Genomic DNA, 17,018 nt, shown 5'->3' with positions numbered 1-17,018 from the left:
GATGGCAGGCCGGGTTACCCACCGCGCCGCATGCTCTTGCCCTGCGCATGGGCCGGCGAGCGGCGCCGTGGATAACCCTACATTCGCAAAGCCCCACCTAACGAATTCAAATTCGTGTCCAACCAAACGGGGCCACCTCTGGCCACCTAACGTAGTAATGGCGAAGAACTCACGCAATATAGCAATGAATTTTGTAGCTGATTCGCTTTGTGCTGCCGGTACGACAGGCTGCTCATTGGCACCCATTGCACTAAAAAATTTCCGCACTGCTGATACCGTATCTCCGCCCTCTTCAGGCTCTGCCAGATTCTCCAGCAATACAATGCCAATTACGCCGGTATTGTAGTTATGCACGTGCTCTCCCTTGAACCGGATATCTCTGCCCTCAAAGACATTCCCAAAACAATCGAGGGCATAGTGGTAGCCGATATCGTCCGCTGAGATACGCTGCATTTGTTCACCTTGGATTTCCTGTAATTGTAGTGCCGCAGGCCCACAGGAGAAACTACGTCCGGCATGATGGATGGCTATCTTAGAGTAATTCCAGTCGTCCTTCATTTTCTCTGAACGGTTCTTATGTGCAGCCCAGCTGGATCGCTCTACGAACTCCATACCTTGCTGTCGAACACGAGTAATGATTGCTTCCCGAGTCGCTGCTCTGTCATTGACAGTAACCAGCTTGAATGGCTTGCATATGTAGTCTGACTCAGTAAAAGCTGTTGTCCACTGCGTCGGCGTGTAATGCGCGTCTGTTCCCATTTCAAACATCTCCGTGCTTCAAAGCGCCCGTAGGGGCACTAAATATCATGTGCAATTGAATGGTCTGCCCAGGAGCTGCATCGACATTGGCGTATCCATCCCCATCAGTAACGCCGCTCTGCTGAGCCCCACCAACTTTGGCAAGATATGCACGGTTCGCCATTGGCTTTCCGGTCTCGCTGTCTTGGAACAGGAAACGCTTGCCTTGCTTTTCTTGGGTATCCTGAGTGCTGCCAGTAGAGGCAATTGCTGTAGCCGCTGCAACGGCGGCAGACGCGGCACCAGCGCCGGTAGGAGGCGATACGGGACCAGATGACTCTATGCCGTCGTCATAGGTCATTGTTTGATGAAGGCCCGCTATGAGCTTTGGATGAACAGGACAGCCGCAGATGACGATATCGTTTTCCAGCGCTACCTCACCCATGAATTGCATTCGCCGTGGCCCACCGGCCTTAGCAATGACTCCCTCGTTCTTGCAGGCTAAGCAGGTTGCTTGCCCACCAATTAGCGCCGCTTTATGTCCTGCATTGCCTAAAGAGAACGTTGAATTCGCATTCGGCAGGATCACGCCGTTAGTAGTCGTCTTGTCACCCACAACGACTATTTTTCTCATTGCCATAAACAGTCCATAAAATTGCCACTAGGCTATCTTTACAGAGTATTATTTATATTGCAAGTAATATTGTTGATCGCGAATAATGCTGTGGCAGATTAGAAAATCCAGAGGTGAATATATAACGTTAGCCAACGTGCTCGTAGCTGAAAACCACGTGTTTTGTTCCAATTACTAGAACCGATTGACACCACTTTAGCGTTCCCCGCCAACTAACGAAGAAATACATACCATGCCAATAACTAACGATTTTCTCCTGCCACGCAAAGCCACTAAGCGTTCGGCAACCCACGGGAGGGAAACGCTGTTGCTGTCAGAGTGGAGACATCTTGACGCCTACGTGTTACTTGGTGAACCAGGTATGGGTAAATCAACCGCATTCAGTCAAGAGTGCGCAGCGGATCCTTATGGGTCAATACTAATCACTGCGCGCGATTTTGTGACCATTGGCCTGCCTGCTGGATCGGCCGGAAAAACTTTGTTCATTGATGCTTTGGATGAGCGACGTGCTAGCTCAAGCACTCACAGTGGTCCGCTTGATGAAATCAGAATACGGCTGAATGTACTTGGCCGACCTAGGTTTAGATTATCTTGCCGGGAGGCGGAATGGATTCAATCGGACACAACGAATCTCTGCGCAGTAGCATCAACAGGTATTGTTGAAGAGTTGTCGCTCGAACCTTTAGACGAAAGTGAGATACTCAAAATACTCACACAATGGACACCAGATAGAGTTTCAGATCCTCGTATTTTTTTAGAAAGGGCCAATCAACAACGCGTTGCCTCTCTCCTAGGAAATCCTCTTCTTCTTGATCTTCTCGTCGAAGCAGTTAAAGGTGATCATTGGCCGGCCAGTCGTCAAGAAACGTATTTGCTTGCCTGTCGTAGTCTAGCGATGGAACATAATTCTGACCATCGCACAGCTCAGAGACACAATGCCGCAAACGTAGAATCAATACTGAACGACTCTGGGATACTGTGCGCTCTTCTCCTACTTTCTGACAGCCGCTCCTACGTTGTAGATACTGCCTCGGCAACAAGCGGGGAAATTTTAATTGATGATCTACCTACAGCGCTTGGCGTGTCATCTGATAGCGCTGTACGTGTCCTTAGCAGCAAGCTTTTTGCCACCGAGGGCAAAACCCGTACCCCACGTCACCGTACAATTGTAGAATTTTTGGCCGCCAGATCAATCTCTCATCATATTAAAAATGGTTTACCGATGAGTCGAGTACTTGCATTGATGGAAGCATTCGACGGCCGAATCGTTGAGCCTTTGCGAGGTCTTTTTGCTTGGCTAACGACGCACTGCATTAGAGAGCGAAAATTTCTAATTGAACGCGATCCACTTGGCCTAGTTTTATACGGCGATGTTCACCCGTTTTCGACAACAGAGAAATGTCACATCCTTGCCTCTCTATATAAGGAAGGAGAAAAATTCCGTTGGTTTCGTAACGAAAATTGGGAGTCTCATCCGTTTGGGGCTCTGGGCACTGCTGATATGGAGAAAATTTTTCGAGCTCTGCTGGATAAACCATCTCGCGAACCAGCACACCAAGCACTTCTTGAGTGCGTATTGAACGCTATTGAACACGGTGAAGACATGCAAAGTCTATATCCATCATTGCCTAAAATTGTTCGAGACTCCAGCTATGACGGGACAATACGCAAAGCCGCCCTAAGTGCTCTTCTCAAAAAATCTATACTCAATGTTACTACGACAAAGCGTCTATTAGATCAAATTGCAAACGGAACAATAATTGATTCAAATGATGAATTAATGGGACGTTTGCTGACCGCACTCTACCCCGCACACATATCTGCAAATCAAGTAATGAAATACTTCCATCCTCGAAAGGAAGCTAATTTCCTTGGTCGTTATCACATGTTTTGGGAAGTGGAGATTTTTCTCCACACCGAGCCAATAAATTTGCCTATTTTAGCGGACAGTCTAGTAGAAATTGTGAAACAGAATTGGGAGCTTTTAGACAAATATGAAATACAAAGCTTTGCAGGAAAACTCATCTCCAAGGTAGTTGCAATGGGAGGAAAAGATGAACCTATCGACCGCCTGTATCGATGGCTGCATGGAGTCTCCACGAAGTATGGCACCTCAGCCCTAAAAACACAGGAATCAAATAACATAGGAGCATGGCTTTCATTGCATCCAAAACGTCAGAAAAATCTTTTCGCGTACGCGTTACTTCAGATTTCCCCCAACGTCAAAAATTTCCATATGGAGTGGTTGCGTTGTGAATACCTGCTTTATGGAGCGCGTCGACCGAGAGATTGGTATAACTGGATGCTTGGATTGGCATCCAAAACTTCGACCGAACATGTCGCAAAAATTTGTGTTGAGCGAGCCGCATTGGCCGTAATTAAAGCCTCCGACCAATTTGATATTGGAATCGGAGAAGTAACTGAATGGATTGCCAAGCACCAAATTAAATGGCCACTGGCTGAATTCTGGTGTCAAAAAATTTGGACATGCGATCTAAATGATTGGTCCAGGGAAGAATTCATTCTGAATAGAACTCAGGCCGTAGAACGCACTGCCGAGCGTTCGGAACGACAAAGGGAAATGGCTCCACATTTACCCAAGATATATGCTGGAACTGCGGTTCCGGGATTATTTCACGATATTGCTTATGCATATGCCGGAAATTCTTCCTTCCTCGATGGAAATACGCCAGAAGAAAGAGTACAGGAGCTACTGGGGATAGATGCAATAGGCGCTACTCGTGCAATTGAAGGATTGAAGTCGGTACTTTGGCGAACCGATCTTCCTACGGGAACGGAGGTTATTAAACTTCACGTAGGAACGCAAAAGAGATACTACCTTATTCAACCGGCATGTTTATTAGCAGCCGATATTCTGGTCAGCGAAACCTCGGACGTGCCCCTGATGTGGAGCGACAAACTTGCGCAAACATTGTTTGCTTTTTCTCTTGTAGACGGGGGAAATGCTCCAAGTTGGCACACGATTCTTGCTAAACAAAAATCAAAACTTATTAGAGATATTTTTCTTCAATATGCACAAAATGCTATTCAAAAAGAAGTCCATCCACACGTAGTAGGCTTACATGAAATGGTCAGTAAAGATGGCCCGACAACTCTGGCTCAATTTGTATTGCCCTCACTACTCAATTGCTTTCCAGAGAAGGCCACATCCGCGCAAATACATCTTCTTAACAATACACTTTTACCTGCATCAAAATGTCATCTTGATGCTGATATCTTTGAAAATATTCTCAATACTCGGCTCAAAAATCGAAAAATTGATAGCCATCAACGCATAGCACTATTTGTCGCCAGGCTAAATGACCAAAAACATTTTTATCGACTTACAAAATTTGTTGGGAGTGACGTTGAGCGGATACTGCAGATGGGCCGCTCCATCGAAAATCAAGCGATTAACGGGAAAATACTTGAAATAGATGATCCAAAACTTCTTGGTCAATTGATTGAAATTTTAGCTCCGCATGCTTCGCCTATGTGGCCCGCTTCTGGCATTAGAAATCTTTCGGAGAACGATGAATTCGGTAATCTAGTTCGCTCACTTATTCAACAGTTATCGTCGAATTCAGAATTGACTACGGGAATTGAATTGTTGCGTTTACGTGCCCTACCACAGCTAGAACGTTGGGCTATAACACTCGAGGCAAGTCATTATGGCTACAGTAAGCTTGCCCGTGCAACTGCATTTAAATATCCTACAGTGAGTGCGGTTGCCAAAACTCTTGCCAATAATTCTCCAGCAAATGCACAAGACATGATGGCATTGCTCATCGACCATTTGAAGTTAATCGCGGGACAAATTAGATTTGACGACACTAACTCACTTCGGCTTTTCTGGCGCGAGCGCGCAAATGGCGACCAAAAACCAAAAGTAGAAAATGACTGCCGGGACATACTGCACAAAATGTTGCGCGATCGCATGTTGCCACTGGGAGTACAAATTGAGAAAGAGCCTCACGCGGCTAACGACAAACGATCTGATTTGCACGGTTCCGCAGTAATCGACGGGCAGCGAGTGGTAGTTCCAATCGAAATTAAAAAAGAAGATCATCCAGCTGTTTGGGATGCATGGAGAGATGGTAATCCCCCCATTTTTAAGCAAAGTTAAAAGTAGAGGCTAAGCCGCAAGGGCCAATTTTTGTTTCGGGGTGATGCCGCCGAGCGCCATGTTCGGGCGTTCGTGATTGTATGTCCAGAGCCATTTCGTCGCAAATTCCTGAACCTCATCGACGGATTCGAACAGGTAATGTGCGAGCCAGTCATAGCGAACCGTTCTGTTGTAGCGCTCGATATAAGCATTTTGTTGTGGCTGTCCTGGTTGAATAAAGCTGATCTGGATGCCACGCTTTTCTGCCCACGCGGCCAGTGTCGAACTGATGTATTCGGGGCCGTTGTCACAGCGAATCGTCATCGGCTTTCCCCGCCATTCGATAATTTGCTCAAGCGACCGAACGACGCGAGCTGCCGGCAGGGAGAAGTCAACGTCGATGCCTAAGCCTTCCCGATTAAAGTCATCAATCACGTTGAACAGACGGATGCTGCGCCCGTCCGACAACTGATCGTGCATGAAATCCATGGACCAGACATCGTTGATCGACGTTGGCACCGACAACGGTTCGGGCTTTTCCCTGGTAAGCCGCTTTTTTGGTTTGATTCGCAAATTCAACTCCAGCTCTCGATATATCCGATAGACGCGCTTGTGGTTCCAGCTGAATCCTTTGACATTGCGCAGATACAGGAAGCAAAGGCCAAAGCCCCAGTTGCGTTGGTTCGCGGTCAGCCGGATTAACCAGTCCGCGACACGCTCGTTATCTTCCGATAGCTTTGCCTTGTAGCGATAACAGGTCTGGCTGATCGCGAAAGTCGCGCATGCGCTGCTGACGCTGATCCCATGCGCTCGGACTGCCGCCTGTGCCATCTCACGTCGGTGAGATGGCTTCACCACTTTTTTTGCATCGCCTCCGAGATGATCTCGGCCTTCAGCTTCTCTTCGGCGTACATCTTCTTGAGCCGACGGTTCTCATCTTCCAACTCTTTCATCCGCGTCATCATCGACGCGTCCATGCCGCCGTATTTGCTACGCCATTTGTAGAACGAGGCCGAACTCATCCCGTGCTCACGACAAAGCTCCGGCACTGGCGTGCCGGCGTCGGCCTGCTTCAAAATGTTGATGATCTGACTTTCGGTAAAGCGTGATGTCTTCATGTAAAACTTCCTCAAAATCGCATTTAAGAAAATTCTACTTTTAACTGATACTTTTTTGTGGGGGGATTACCGGACGTCCTAAGCCATCCCATATCTGGAGCAAACCAAAACTTCTTAAGACCTTTTAATACGTCAGTATCAATAACGCCTGAAACCTTGTCCACGAACAGCGATTTTTATTTGCATCCTTTATTACGACATGGTGGCAAGCGCTTTCTGTTGCTCGACCGCGCTGTGTGTGCCTCTGCGTTTCTACAGTCATTGCTTGTACGCTTGAAACCTGTTACTCCTGTATTTAGCAAAAAAATACTTGGTCCCGGCACCGAAAAAATTCTGCGGAATGCCCTAGAAAAACACCAAATCTCAGCGATCGAAGGAACATATCGTATCGACGATGAAGATGGTGAATGCGATCTCGTGATAGAAACTGAAAAAACAGTTTTTTTCATAGAAGTTAAGAAAAAAATGCTGACGCCTGAAGCGAGGTCAGGGATTGATATCTACTTGATACTTGATCTAGCAGAGAGCCTTCTGCAGGCTCAAATACAAGCTGGAGAACACGAGCTGCGACTGTCAAGCAATCAAAGTATCGAATTGAGAAATAACGGTCTTGTAACACTTCTAGAACTGAAAGGACGTAGTGTTGAACGTATCGCTGTAACACTATTAGACTATGGAAGTTTTCAAGATAGAACATTGCTAAAGCAATTTATGGAGATATGTCTTAGTACAAGATACTCTCTAAATGAGCAATATCAGGGAAGCGATACCAGCTTGCAAAAGCGGTTTGAAAAATTAAATAAGGTACTCGAAAGATCACATCAACAAGTCGAAAAATTAAGCCGAATCAAAAATGAAAGTGCTCAGTTCTTTTACCATTGCTGGTTCTTGAGCATTCCTCAACTACTGATTTTATTAGACAATGTTCAAGGTCCAGAATCTTTTAAAGAAAAACTGTTTAGCATTCGTGCTATCACTTTTGGCAGCTTAGATTTTTATTTCGAATATGCACAGATGAGAAAAATGCAGAGCGATGCCTTGACTGAAAAATCTTAAGAAATTATGGTTGAACGCGGCAAAGAAAAATATTTTAAGCAGCGAAGAATCTCAGGAGCTTCCCAAACTCTATGTCGTCACCAGGTCCGAATATTTCCCGCAATGACCGTCGAGATGCTCCGATCAAGCTGCGTTGGAAGGTATCCTCGAGGTCGGTTCGCTTCTGAATTGCCGCACCCGGCTGAAGACCGACTTTCCTCGCTTGATCAGCTCCATCTGGTGATACGACAAACAATTTCAGGTCATTGTTGGCGACCGCAGACGATATAATTTGGTTGATGTGCTCATCTCGAAATCCGTAACCAATCACCATTAATCGAGCATCATGTCGAGCCAAGTATTCTGCGAATTGGGCCTGATACCATTGGAGAATTGGTGAAAGGCCGATTGCATGGGCTTTGTTACCTCCCATGACCAACATCGATCCACCGTGACCGTCTATCCAATTTGCTGATCCGTGGAGCTTGAAGTAAGGCTGATACCCAGGATCAACGCTGAATAACGCTGCGTCCTTCGGTCGCCAGCGACTTATCCATCGATCTCCATGCCCCTGAGCTGCTACCTCGGCAGGTTCCATCCCAGGCAGGTCAGAGTCTTTCCATCTTCTGTTTGATAACAAGGAGACCTCGTGCGCCAAATATTGGTATTCCAGAAGGAGGTCCTGATTCAACGTAAATATTGCATCGAACTTCGTTAGGAATCCGCGTATGCTTTTGTCGGCATGGTTTTGCGGTTCAAAATTGACTAGATGAGAAAAGCTACTGTTCATGTCGTTGAACATGCTAGTAACGGCCCCCCGCAATGATGTTAAATCAGCACCGTAGCGCTGAGGATCACGGATCGCCTCTACCTGCAGCTCTGCCAACGCACCCTCGAAACCGCCACTGCTTTGATTCCTCCAAAGCAACTCCGATAGCGCGCGATTTCCACGTACCTCTGGGCATCCTAATAGATACTCAAAAGCCTCCGAAGCCAGCCAGCCACCCCAGTTTCGACTAAAACCAGCACCAAGCAGTAGCAAGCAAGACATGCGAGATTTTTCCCTATCTATTTGGCATCACCAAAAACAAACAGCACTAATATTGACATACGCATTCGCTGTACGAGACAAATTACGTAACCAAAAAATTGCACACTTTTATCATATGCGATAGAATCGAACCGTTAGTAATGCTTTGCGTTAGTAAAAATGGCACCCCAAAAGAGTGAACGATTTTTGAGGTGCGAAGTAACACTAAAAAATATTGCTGTCCTTTAGCAGCAAAATCAAAGTACCGACTGCAATCGATATTTTGATGTGAAGATCGACCAAGAATGAATTAGTGTGGAACTGCAAGTTTAGTTTCGCATGCACTTATTGTCCTTTCTGACAATTTTTCGATGATGACCTGCCTCCTATTAAGGATAGCGGGTCGTTCTTGTTTATACTTCATAAACTACATGAGGTACGGGTCTGATTCTAATCCTTTTTCTAAAATGGAACAGGATTTTCTCCTTTTTCCTGGCTTACTTCTGATATTCACCACCCCCGGCACCGAAGCCACCGCAGCCGCATAAAGAATCAATAATTACTGAGTTGACTGGACGGACGAGACTCACTGAAACCCGTTGCACACCAATTGCACACGATAGCCTGAAACACCGCATAAATCCTTACTTCTCTATCCAGTCCATCATGGGCGCGACAGAGATGCGGCGTTTATTGTAATTGACTGATTTCATTAGGTTCTGTGCTGATTTCACGCGCATATCGTGATGTAATTTATGCGCTACTTCGCTTGATCTGTAGGTATTGTGCGCTGATCGCATGGAAACTGCGGCGAACACTGCGTTTTCCGGCTGTACGGATTAGCCAGCGATCCTCTGGCGAAACCATTGCGCCAACTCTTGCTCGGTGAGCGAACCGCCCGCGGCGGCTTCCATGGCCCTAATCGCCTCCATGCTTGAAAACTGCAGCTTGAAGCCATTATCGGCAAGAAAGACACGTGCGACAACCCATGCCGTACGCTTGTTGCCATCGCTGAAACCATGGTTGCGCAGCAGACCAAAAGCATAAGCGGCGGCAAGATCGGCTGCATCCGGTTTCGGATTGCCGTTGTTATCCAATTGCTGCGGCCTGGCCAATGCCGACTCGACAGCGCTTAAATCACGGATCCCGTCTAATCCGCCATGCGTTGCCAGCTGACTTTCGTGAACGGCATAAGCCAGATCACGTCCAATCCAACGCCATGACGTCATTTAGCCAGCGCCTTCAGCACTTCGCGGTCGTCATGCATGATCTGTTCAGCCAATGCCATTTGCCGCTCAAAATCCGGATTGTAGGGCGTGATCCTGTATGCGCCGTCAGGGGCTTCGGTCAGGTAGAGCGTATCCCCCTTCTGTACATTTAGCCGGGCTTTCGCCTCCTTGTTCAGGATAAAACCTTCCGATGAACCGACAGTGGTCACTTTAAATGTCAGCATGCTGCCTCCTTGCATATAACAAATATTATATATCATGGCAAAACTTCTCTCAAGTTCACCAAGCCAAACGCAATAGCCCCTGCCTGGAATTTGCAATCGGTCTCTCGCAATACATGCTCATACAAGAATTACATCATGATTATTTTATAATTTAACAATATTGGTCGTACAATAACCAAACGAATCGAGACCATATCCAATCATGGTCATAGGCTAATCCATGCAACCGATAGAGACAGAAAATCTGGTTCTGCGCGACTTTTCCCTGGCGGACAGGGATGCCTACCGAGCCTTGCGCGACGATCAGAAATTCGCCCGCTTCTACAGCGAGGAAGATGTCTCGGCCGACAAGTCGGATGCCTTGCTGGATCTTTTCATCACCCAGAGTCTTGAGCAGCCGAGAAGCAAATACCAGTTTGCGATAGTCGCCAAGGGCGGCGACCTGATCGGCTCTTGCGGCATCCGCCTGGAAGCTGACCAGCAGGCATCGGTGGGCTGCGAACTTGGGCGCGAGTGGCAAAAGAAAGGCTATGCGCTGGAAGCCGGCAATGCGCTGCTGGCCTTCGGCTTTGAGCAGCGCGGAGTGCATCGCATTTACGCGGAAACGATTTCAGAAAACCAGGCGGCGATCAGGCTCTGCAAGATCCTCGGGATGCGGCACGAGGCGCTGTTCCTGGAAAACCGTTTTTTCCAGGGCCGCTGGTGGAATACCTCGGTGCTGGCAGTGCTGGCCCGGGACTGGCGCCAGCGCTACTCCGTGCGCGGACATCGAACCGATAACTGATCAGGCCTCAGCTGAAACCGGCTGAATTCAATCATCTTCACGTGCCAGGCATGTAACTGGCCGGAGCGCGCAATCTGTTCATCACGCATCCCTGCCAGTCTATTTCCCCGCTTACTGCCGCGCCGGATTATTTTCTGCGAAATACTCATGGTTGTCGGCATTGTCCAGCGCCGAATCCGGATCGCTGGTGGCCAGGCTGTGCGCGCCGCTCTGGCCGTAGACATGGTCGCCGGTGCCGGCCACTACCGTGAAGTGGCTGGTTTCATGCACCAGCGTGCCAGACTTGGAATCGGTGCCGTTGGCCGGTGCGTTCCAGTAGGCGCCGCACAGGTAGACCGTGTAAGGCTGGTCCGGATAGACATAGGCGTAGGTGCCGGAATCGGTACAGCTGCAGTCGAATTTGTACGACTGGTTGCCGAGCACGCTGCTGATGTTGTTGTAATGGCTGGTGGCGGTGGCATAGCGGCCGCTGGTGACGGCGCCGAACCACCAGGTGTAGCGGCTGCCGGTCTTGTTGGCCGCCAGGTAGCTCTTGGCATTGGTGGCGATCGAGGTGGCGTCGCTGCGAGCCGTGGTCAGCGCGGTCTTCTGGCTGTTGCTGCAGCTGGCGAAACTGGTCGAGCAGCTGGCGTTGATCGCTCCCAGCAAATCGCCGGAAGTCTGCTTGGAGGATGGCGCCGGACCGCCGTCAACATTCAACGGCAGCGCATTGGTGTCCAGCGTGATGCTGCCGCCCGCAGCGCCGCTCTTGGCCAGCACCGCATTGCCGGCTTCCCGTACCAGGGTTTCGGCAGTGCGCTTGTATTTGACCACGTACTGGCCGCCGCGGTACATCTCGTAATAAGCACTGAGGTCAACCTCGACTGCCCGGCTTTCATTCGGCTTGAGCGTGATGTAATCCTTGTCGCTAGCCGGTTTGCGTTTCACCAGCCGCCCTACATAGCGCACCGGCTGACCGCCCAGGGCGACGCTGAACAAGTCGCCGCTGACGCCGTTCAGCGGCGTTTCCCAATTCAGGATGTGCAAAGGCGCGCTGCTGGTGTTGCTGATGGTGTACAGCACCTTGCCGGCGCCGGCTTCGCCTTTCGCACTCGCTTCCTGGATCGTGACCTGGATATCGGCCTTTGCTGCGTAAGCCGAGCCGCTGACAACGATTGCCGCCACACACGTGACGCCCGCCAACCATTTCTGAAAACTGACCATGGATTACCCCTCTTGAAGAGTTAAATGGACCCTTGCCGTATGGACACGGGCAAATTTATGCTATAGCACAAGGGAGGTAGTTGGCATCCTGTCAAAGCTGACAGGATGCCATGGCCATCTGCAACGCAGCGGGAGAATCACTCGCCGGCGCTGTTAAGCTGGGCAATCGCCGCCGCATCCAGCTGCAGCCGAGTGGCGGCAATCAAGTCGTCGAGCTGCGCCAGGCTGGTGGCGCTGGCGATCGGCGCGGTGATGCTAGGACGCGCCATCAGCCAGGCTAGCGCAACCTGGGCTGGATTGGCGGCATACGTCGCGGCGACGTCGTCGAGCGCGGCCAGGATGCGCAAGCCGCGTGCATCCAGATACTGCTTGACCGCCCGTCCGCGCGCGCTTTGGCCGAGGTCTTTCTCGCTGCGGTATTTGCCGCTCAGGAAACCGCTCGCCAGCGAGTAATAACTGATGACGCCGATGCCGTGTTCCAGCGCAAACGGCTCCAGTGTGCGTTCATATTCGGCGCGGTCGTACAGATTGTATTGCGGCTGCAGCGACTGGTAGCTGGGAAAGCCGTTGTCCCGGCTGACCTGGAGCGCGGCGGCCAGCCGTTCTGCCGTATAGTTGGAGGCGCCGATCACCCGTACCTTGCCTTCCTTGACCAGCTCGGCATAGGCGCCCAGGGTTTCTTCCAATGGTGTGCCGCTGTCGTCGTCATGCGATTGATAAAGGTCGATATAGTCGGTCTGCAGCCGCTGCAGCGAAGCATCCACCGCTTGCCGGATGTAGGCTTTGCCGAGGCCGGCCTTGCCCTCGCCCATCGGCTTGCCGACCTTGGTGGCGATCACCATGTGCGCTCGCTTGCCGCTGCGCTTGAGCCATTTGCCGATGATGGTTTCCGATTCGCCGCCGCGGTTGCCCGGCACCCAGCTCGAATAGACATCGGCGGTATCGATGAAATTCAGGCCGGCATCGGCAAACCTGTCAAGCAGGGCGAACGAGATCGACTCGTCAGCGGTCCAGCCGAACACGTTCCCACCAAACATCAGCGGCGCGACCTGCAGCGATGAATTTCCCAGCTTGCGCTTGCCTGTTGCCATAGCTTCAACTCCCGATTGGACATGGATTCTCAGTCTAATGGGAAGTCCGCAAGCTTGCAGCGCAACGCCGGAATGGCGCAGCCGGCTCAGCCGCTTTGCGCCGTGCGCAGCGCAAAGTGGCTCTACCGCAAGCGGCATAAACGTACTACCATCAATAACAGGGATCCGCCATCGGCTCAGTCGCCGGCGCCGGATTCGCGCCGCCGACCATCAAGGAGACCCCATGCCCAGCCCCCTGAATACCGACCATTTCTGGATGCCGTTTACCGCCAACCGCCAGTTCAAGAGCAAGCCGCGCATGCTGGTCTCGGCAGCGGGTATGTACTACACCACCGACGACGGCCGCCAGATCCTGGACGGCACCGCCGGCCTGTGGTGCAGCAATGCCGGCCACTGCCATCCGAAGATCGTGGATGCGATCCAGAAGCAGGCGGCGCAAATGGACTTTGCACCGGTGTTCCAGATGGGCCACCCGAAGGTTTTCGAAGCCGCCAGCGCGCTGGCGGCGATCGCGCCGGAAGGCTTGAACCGGGTGTTCTTTTGCAATGACGGTTCCGAGTCGGTGGACACCGCGCTGAAGATCGCACTGGCCTATCACCGGGTGCGCGGCGACGGCTTGCGCACGCGCCTGATCGGCCGCGAACGCGGCTATCACGGCGTCGGCTTCGGCGGCATCGCGGTCGGCGGCATTGCCGGCAACCGCAAGCATTTCGGCCCGACCCTGGCCGGCGTCGATCATCTGCGCCATCCGCTGGACATCGGGCGCAACGCGTTTTCGCGCGGCTTGCCGGAACACGGCGCCGAGATCGCCGACGAGTTTGAACAGCGGCTGCTGGCGCTGCATGATCCCGCCACTGTGGCAGCCTTGATCGTCGAGCCGATCCAGGGCTCGACCGGCGTCATCCTGCCGCCCAAGGGTTATCTGCAAAAGCTGCGCGCCATCTGCGACAAATACGGCATCCTGCTGATTTTCGACGAAGTGATCACTGGCTTCGGCCGCCTCGGCGCACCGTTTGCGGCCGACTATTTCGGCGTGGTGCCGGACATGATCTGCTGCGCCAAGGGCCTCACCAACGCCAGCGTGCCGATGGGCGCGGTGATCGTGCGCCAGGATATCCACGACGCCTTCATGAGCGCCGCCAACGAAAACGCCATCGAATTCTTCCATGGCTATACCTACACCGGCCATCCGCTGGCGGCCGCCGCCGCAGTGGCGACCATGGACGTCTACAAGAGCGAAAACCTGTTCGACCGCGCCGCCGCGACGGCGCCGTATTTCGAGCAGGCGGCGCACAGCCTGAAGGGCTTGCCTTACGTCAAGGACGTACGCAACCTGGGGCTGGTGTGCGGGATTGAGCTGGAGTCGATTGCCGGCAAGCCGGGCGCGCGCGCCTTCGATGCTTTCCTCAAGTGCTTCTGGGAAAAAGGCGTGCTGATCCGCACCACCGGCGACATCATCGCCCTGTCGCCGCCGCTGATCATCGAACCGGGGCAGATCGACCAGTTGTTCGACGCCATCGGAGAGGTGCTGAAGGCGCAGCATGCGGCGAGCCCGAGCGTCGCCTGAACATCAAGAAATACCTCGTCACGGACTGCGGAGCCTACGTAGGATGGCCAGATTTCTGCCCACGCTGAATTCATTCCTCGCATGATCGGCGTTCCGCGTGGGCACAGGTGCCCCCCTACGAGGGCTCGCCAATAAAAAACCCGCCGATACGTGCTCTGGACAAGGGCACGGATCGGCGGGTTTTTAGCGGCCGGACCAGAGGTCCGGTGCACTGAGCAGCTTACGCGTCGCGCGAAGCCTTTTTACGCTCATGTTCCTTCAAGTAGCGCTTACGCAGGCGGATGCTCTTCGGCGTGACTTCGACCAGTTCGTCGTCGTCGATGAACTCAACCGCATATTCCAGCGACATTTCGATTGGCGGCACCAGGCGCACCGCTTCGTCGGTACCGGAAGAACGGACGTTGGTCAGCTGCTTGCCCTTGATCGGGTTGACCACCAGGTCGTTGTCGCGCGAGTGGATGCCGATGATCATGCCTTCGTAGACCGGGTCATTGTGGCTGACGAACATGCGGCCGCGATCCTGCAGTTTCCAGATAGCGTAAGCAACTGCCGCGCCGTCGTCCTGCGAGATCAGCACGCCATTGCGACGGCCGCCCAGTTCACCCTTGGAGGTGTCGACCGGTGCGTATTCGTCGAACACGTGGCTCATCAGGCCGGTGCCGCGGGTCAGGGTCATGAATTCGCCCTGGAAGCCGATCAGGCCGCGTGCTGGCATGCGGTATTCGAGACGGACACGGCCCTTGCCGTCCGGTTCCATGTTTTGCAGGTCGCCGCGACGACGGCCCAGTTCTTCCATGACGCCGCCCTGGTTGACTTCTTCCACGTCGACAGTCAGGTTTTCGTATGGCTCTTGACGCACGCCGTCAACCATCTTGAACACCACGCGTGGACGCGAAACGGCCAGCTCGTAGCCTTCGCGGCGCATGTTTTCGATCAAGATGGTCAGGTGCAATTCACCGCGGCCCGACACTTCGTAGGTCGAATCATCGCCTTCAGCCTGTACCACGCGCAATGCCATGTTGGCTTTCAGTTCGCGGTCCAGACGGTCCTTGATCTGACGGGTGGTGACGAATTTGCCTTCGCGGCCAGCCAGCGGCGAGTTGTTGACCATGAAGTTCATGGTCAGGGTCGGTTCATCAACCTTCAGCATCGGCAAGCCTTCCGGATGGTCCGGTGCGCAGATGGTGGAGCCGATGCTGATTTCTTCGATGCCGTTGATCAGCACGATGTCGCCAGCCAGCGCTTCATCTGTCAGGACGCGGTCGAGGCCGCGGAAAGTCAGCACCTGGTTGATACGGGCCTTGGTTGGCTTGTCGTCCGGGCCATTCATCCAGACCACGTCTTGCAGGGCTTTGACTTTACCGCGCAGGATACGGCCAACGCCGATCTTGCCGACGTAGGAAGAATATTCCAGCGAAGTGATCTGCAGTTGCAGCGGGCCGTTAGGGTCGTCTTCACGCGCTGGGACGTGCTTCAGGATCGCGTCAAACAGCGGTTCCATGTTGCCGTCGCGGACAGTGTCTTCCAGACCTGCATAGCCTTTGAAGCCCGATGCGTAGATGATCGGGAAGTCCAGCTGCTCGTCGGTGGCGCCGAGCTTGTCGAACAGTTCGAAAGTGGCGTTCACAGCCTTTTGCGGATCTGCGTTTTCGCGGTCGATCTTGTTGACCACGACGATAGGCTTGAGGCCCAGCGCCAGCGCCTTGCGCGTCACGAAACGCGTTTGCGGCATCGGACCTTCCTGCGCATCGACCAGCAGCAAAACGCTGTCGACCATCGACAGCACGCGCTCGACTTCGCCGCCGAAGTCGGCGTGGCCAGGGGTGTCGACGATGTTGATGTGCGTGCCCTTGTATTCGACTGCGCAGTTCTTCGACAGAATCGTGATGCCGCGTTCTTTTTCAATATCGTTCGAATCCATCACGCGTGCATCGACGTGCTGGTTGTCACGGAAAGTGCCGGATTGACGCAGCAATTGGTCAACCAGAGTGGTCTTGCCGTGGTCAACGTGGGCAATGATGGCAATGTTGCGGATAGCGCGAGGTGTGTTTGACATGGTCAGTTTGGAGATTGAAGAACTTAGTAAGTGCGCAGGTTACAGTTACGATTGCGCAGAATATTTATTGCGAGATTATTTATTGCTACAAATGCGGCCAAACATGCTCGCTAAGGCACTGCACAGAAGTACGGCAGATGTAGCGGAATTTGGGAGGCCGCGCATTATAGCATGACGCGCTGCACTACTTTATGAAAAGCCTTG

13 protein-coding genes are annotated in these 17,018 nt (G+C 52.2%); 4 read left to right on the top strand and 9 right to left on the bottom strand.

The features are described 5' to 3' along the window. Window positions 1-768: N-acetylmuramoyl-L-alanine amidase (locus VNZ65_RS04290; protein WP_325666422.1), on the bottom strand; the 768-nt coding region annotated here is incomplete at its 3' end. After that, the gene (locus VNZ65_RS04285; protein WP_325666420.1) at window positions 761-1,378 is read right to left on the bottom strand and encodes a PAAR domain-containing protein; all 618 of its coding nucleotides are present in this window, start codon (window positions 1,376-1,378) and stop codon (window positions 761-763) included. The genes VNZ65_RS04290 and VNZ65_RS04285, both read right to left, overlap by 8 nt. A 355-nt stretch (window positions 1,379-1,733) precedes the next feature. Between VNZ65_RS04285 and VNZ65_RS04280 the strand changes: the two genes are divergently transcribed. Next, entirely contained in the window at window positions 1,734-5,498 is a 3,765-nt protein-coding gene (locus tag VNZ65_RS04280; RefSeq protein ID WP_325666418.1) for a hypothetical protein, read from the top strand. 9 nt (window positions 5,499-5,507) lie between these two features. Here the strand turns inward: VNZ65_RS04280 and VNZ65_RS04275 are convergent. Beyond that, window positions 5,508-6,595, bottom strand: a protein-coding gene (locus VNZ65_RS04275) for an IS3 family transposase (RefSeq protein WP_325666416.1) whose coding sequence is annotated in 2 segments (ribosomal slippage) — window positions 5,508-6,343 and window positions 6,343-6,595 — 1,089 coding nt in all. Because the reading frame shifts where the segments join, the coding sequence is not laid out codon by codon here. Window positions 6,596-6,751: 156 nt separating this feature from the next. Here VNZ65_RS04275 and VNZ65_RS04270 point away from each other — a divergent pair. Further along, window positions 6,752-7,651, top strand: a complete 900-nt coding sequence (locus VNZ65_RS04270) for a hypothetical protein (protein WP_325666414.1) — start codon at window positions 6,752-6,754, stop codon at window positions 7,649-7,651. A gap of 34 nt (window positions 7,652-7,685) precedes the next feature. Here the strand turns inward: VNZ65_RS04270 and VNZ65_RS04265 are convergent, their stop codons facing one another. The 3 genes from VNZ65_RS04265 to VNZ65_RS04255 form a co-directional block, all read right to left on the bottom strand. Next, window positions 7,686-8,681, bottom strand: a complete 996-nt coding sequence (locus tag VNZ65_RS04265; protein ID WP_325666412.1) for an SIR2 family protein — start codon at window positions 8,679-8,681, stop codon at window positions 7,686-7,688. Window positions 8,682-9,499: 818 nt separating this feature from the next. Continuing rightward, window positions 9,500-9,889, bottom strand: coding sequence for a type II toxin-antitoxin system death-on-curing family toxin (locus VNZ65_RS04260; RefSeq protein WP_325666410.1), 390 nt, complete (start codon window positions 9,887-9,889; stop codon window positions 9,500-9,502). Further along, on the bottom strand, window positions 9,886-10,113 hold the full coding sequence (locus tag VNZ65_RS04255) for a transcriptional regulator (RefSeq protein WP_325666408.1): 228 nt from the start codon (window positions 10,111-10,113) through the stop codon (window positions 9,886-9,888). The genes VNZ65_RS04260 and VNZ65_RS04255 overlap by 4 nt, the downstream gene beginning before the upstream one ends. Window positions 10,114-10,333: 220 nt before the next feature. On the opposite strand from VNZ65_RS04255, the gene VNZ65_RS04250 reads away from it, so the two are divergent. Then, window positions 10,334-10,897 (top strand): GNAT family protein, encoded by a 564-nt coding sequence (locus tag VNZ65_RS04250; protein ID WP_325666406.1) that lies wholly within the window; start codon window positions 10,334-10,336, stop codon window positions 10,895-10,897. A gap of 111 nt (window positions 10,898-11,008) precedes the next feature. Here the strand turns inward: VNZ65_RS04250 and VNZ65_RS04245 are convergent, their stop codons facing one another. Next, a complete protein-coding gene (locus tag VNZ65_RS04245; RefSeq protein WP_325666404.1) occupies window positions 11,009-12,061 on the bottom strand; it encodes a M35 family metallo-endopeptidase in 1,053 nt (350 codons plus the stop codon). Between the two features lie 176 nt (window positions 12,062-12,237). Then, window positions 12,238-13,191, bottom strand: coding sequence for an aldo/keto reductase (locus VNZ65_RS04240; RefSeq protein WP_325666402.1), 954 nt, complete (start codon window positions 13,189-13,191; stop codon window positions 12,238-12,240). Window positions 13,192-13,414: 223 nt separating this feature from the next. Between VNZ65_RS04240 and VNZ65_RS04235 the strand changes: the two genes are divergently transcribed. Beyond that, a complete protein-coding gene (locus tag VNZ65_RS04235) occupies window positions 13,415-14,758 on the top strand; it encodes an aspartate aminotransferase family protein (RefSeq protein WP_325666400.1) in 1,344 nt (447 codons plus the stop codon). 220 nt (window positions 14,759-14,978) lie between these two features. Here the strand turns inward: VNZ65_RS04235 and typA are convergent, their stop codons facing one another. Continuing rightward, entirely contained in the window at window positions 14,979-16,814 is a 1,836-nt protein-coding gene (typA, locus tag VNZ65_RS04230; RefSeq protein ID WP_325666398.1) for a translational GTPase TypA, read from the bottom strand. Window positions 16,815-17,018 lie beyond the last annotated feature (204 nt).

The organism is Collimonas sp. (genome assembly GCF_035566555.1).
GTDB lineage: Bacteria > Pseudomonadota > Gammaproteobacteria > Burkholderiales > Burkholderiaceae_D > Collimonas.
Note: the sequence above shows the minus strand (reverse complement) of the source record. Positions and strands in the feature narration are given on the sequence as shown.

What these genes read in the sequence shown, in the direction of transcription:
- VNZ65_RS04250 (WP_325666406.1), top strand. Translation starts at nt 10,334, where the DNA reads ATGCAACCGATAGAGACAGAAAATCTGGTTCTGCGCGACTTTTCCCTG.
- VNZ65_RS04255 (WP_325666408.1), bottom strand. Translation starts at nt 10,113, where the DNA reads ATGCTGACATTTAAAGTGACCACTGTCGGTTCATCGGAAGGTTTTATC.
- typA (WP_325666398.1), bottom strand. Translation starts at nt 16,814, where the DNA reads ATGTCAAACACACCTCGCGCTATCCGCAACATTGCCATCATTGCCCAC.
- VNZ65_RS04280 (WP_325666418.1), top strand. Translation starts at nt 1,734, where the DNA reads ATGGGTAAATCAACCGCATTCAGTCAAGAGTGCGCAGCGGATCCTTAT.
- VNZ65_RS04235 (WP_325666400.1), top strand. Translation starts at nt 13,415, where the DNA reads ATGCCCAGCCCCCTGAATACCGACCATTTCTGGATGCCGTTTACCGCC.
- VNZ65_RS04265 (WP_325666412.1), bottom strand. Translation starts at nt 8,681, where the DNA reads ATGTCTTGCTTGCTACTGCTTGGTGCTGGTTTTAGTCGAAACTGGGGT.
- VNZ65_RS04260 (WP_325666410.1), bottom strand. Translation starts at nt 9,889, where the DNA reads ATGACGTCATGGCGTTGGATTGGACGTGATCTGGCTTATGCCGTTCAC.
- VNZ65_RS04285 (WP_325666420.1), bottom strand. Translation starts at nt 1,378, where the DNA reads ATGGCAATGAGAAAAATAGTCGTTGTGGGTGACAAGACGACTACTAAC.
- VNZ65_RS04240 (WP_325666402.1), bottom strand. Translation starts at nt 13,191, where the DNA reads ATGGCAACAGGCAAGCGCAAGCTGGGAAATTCATCGCTGCAGGTCGCG.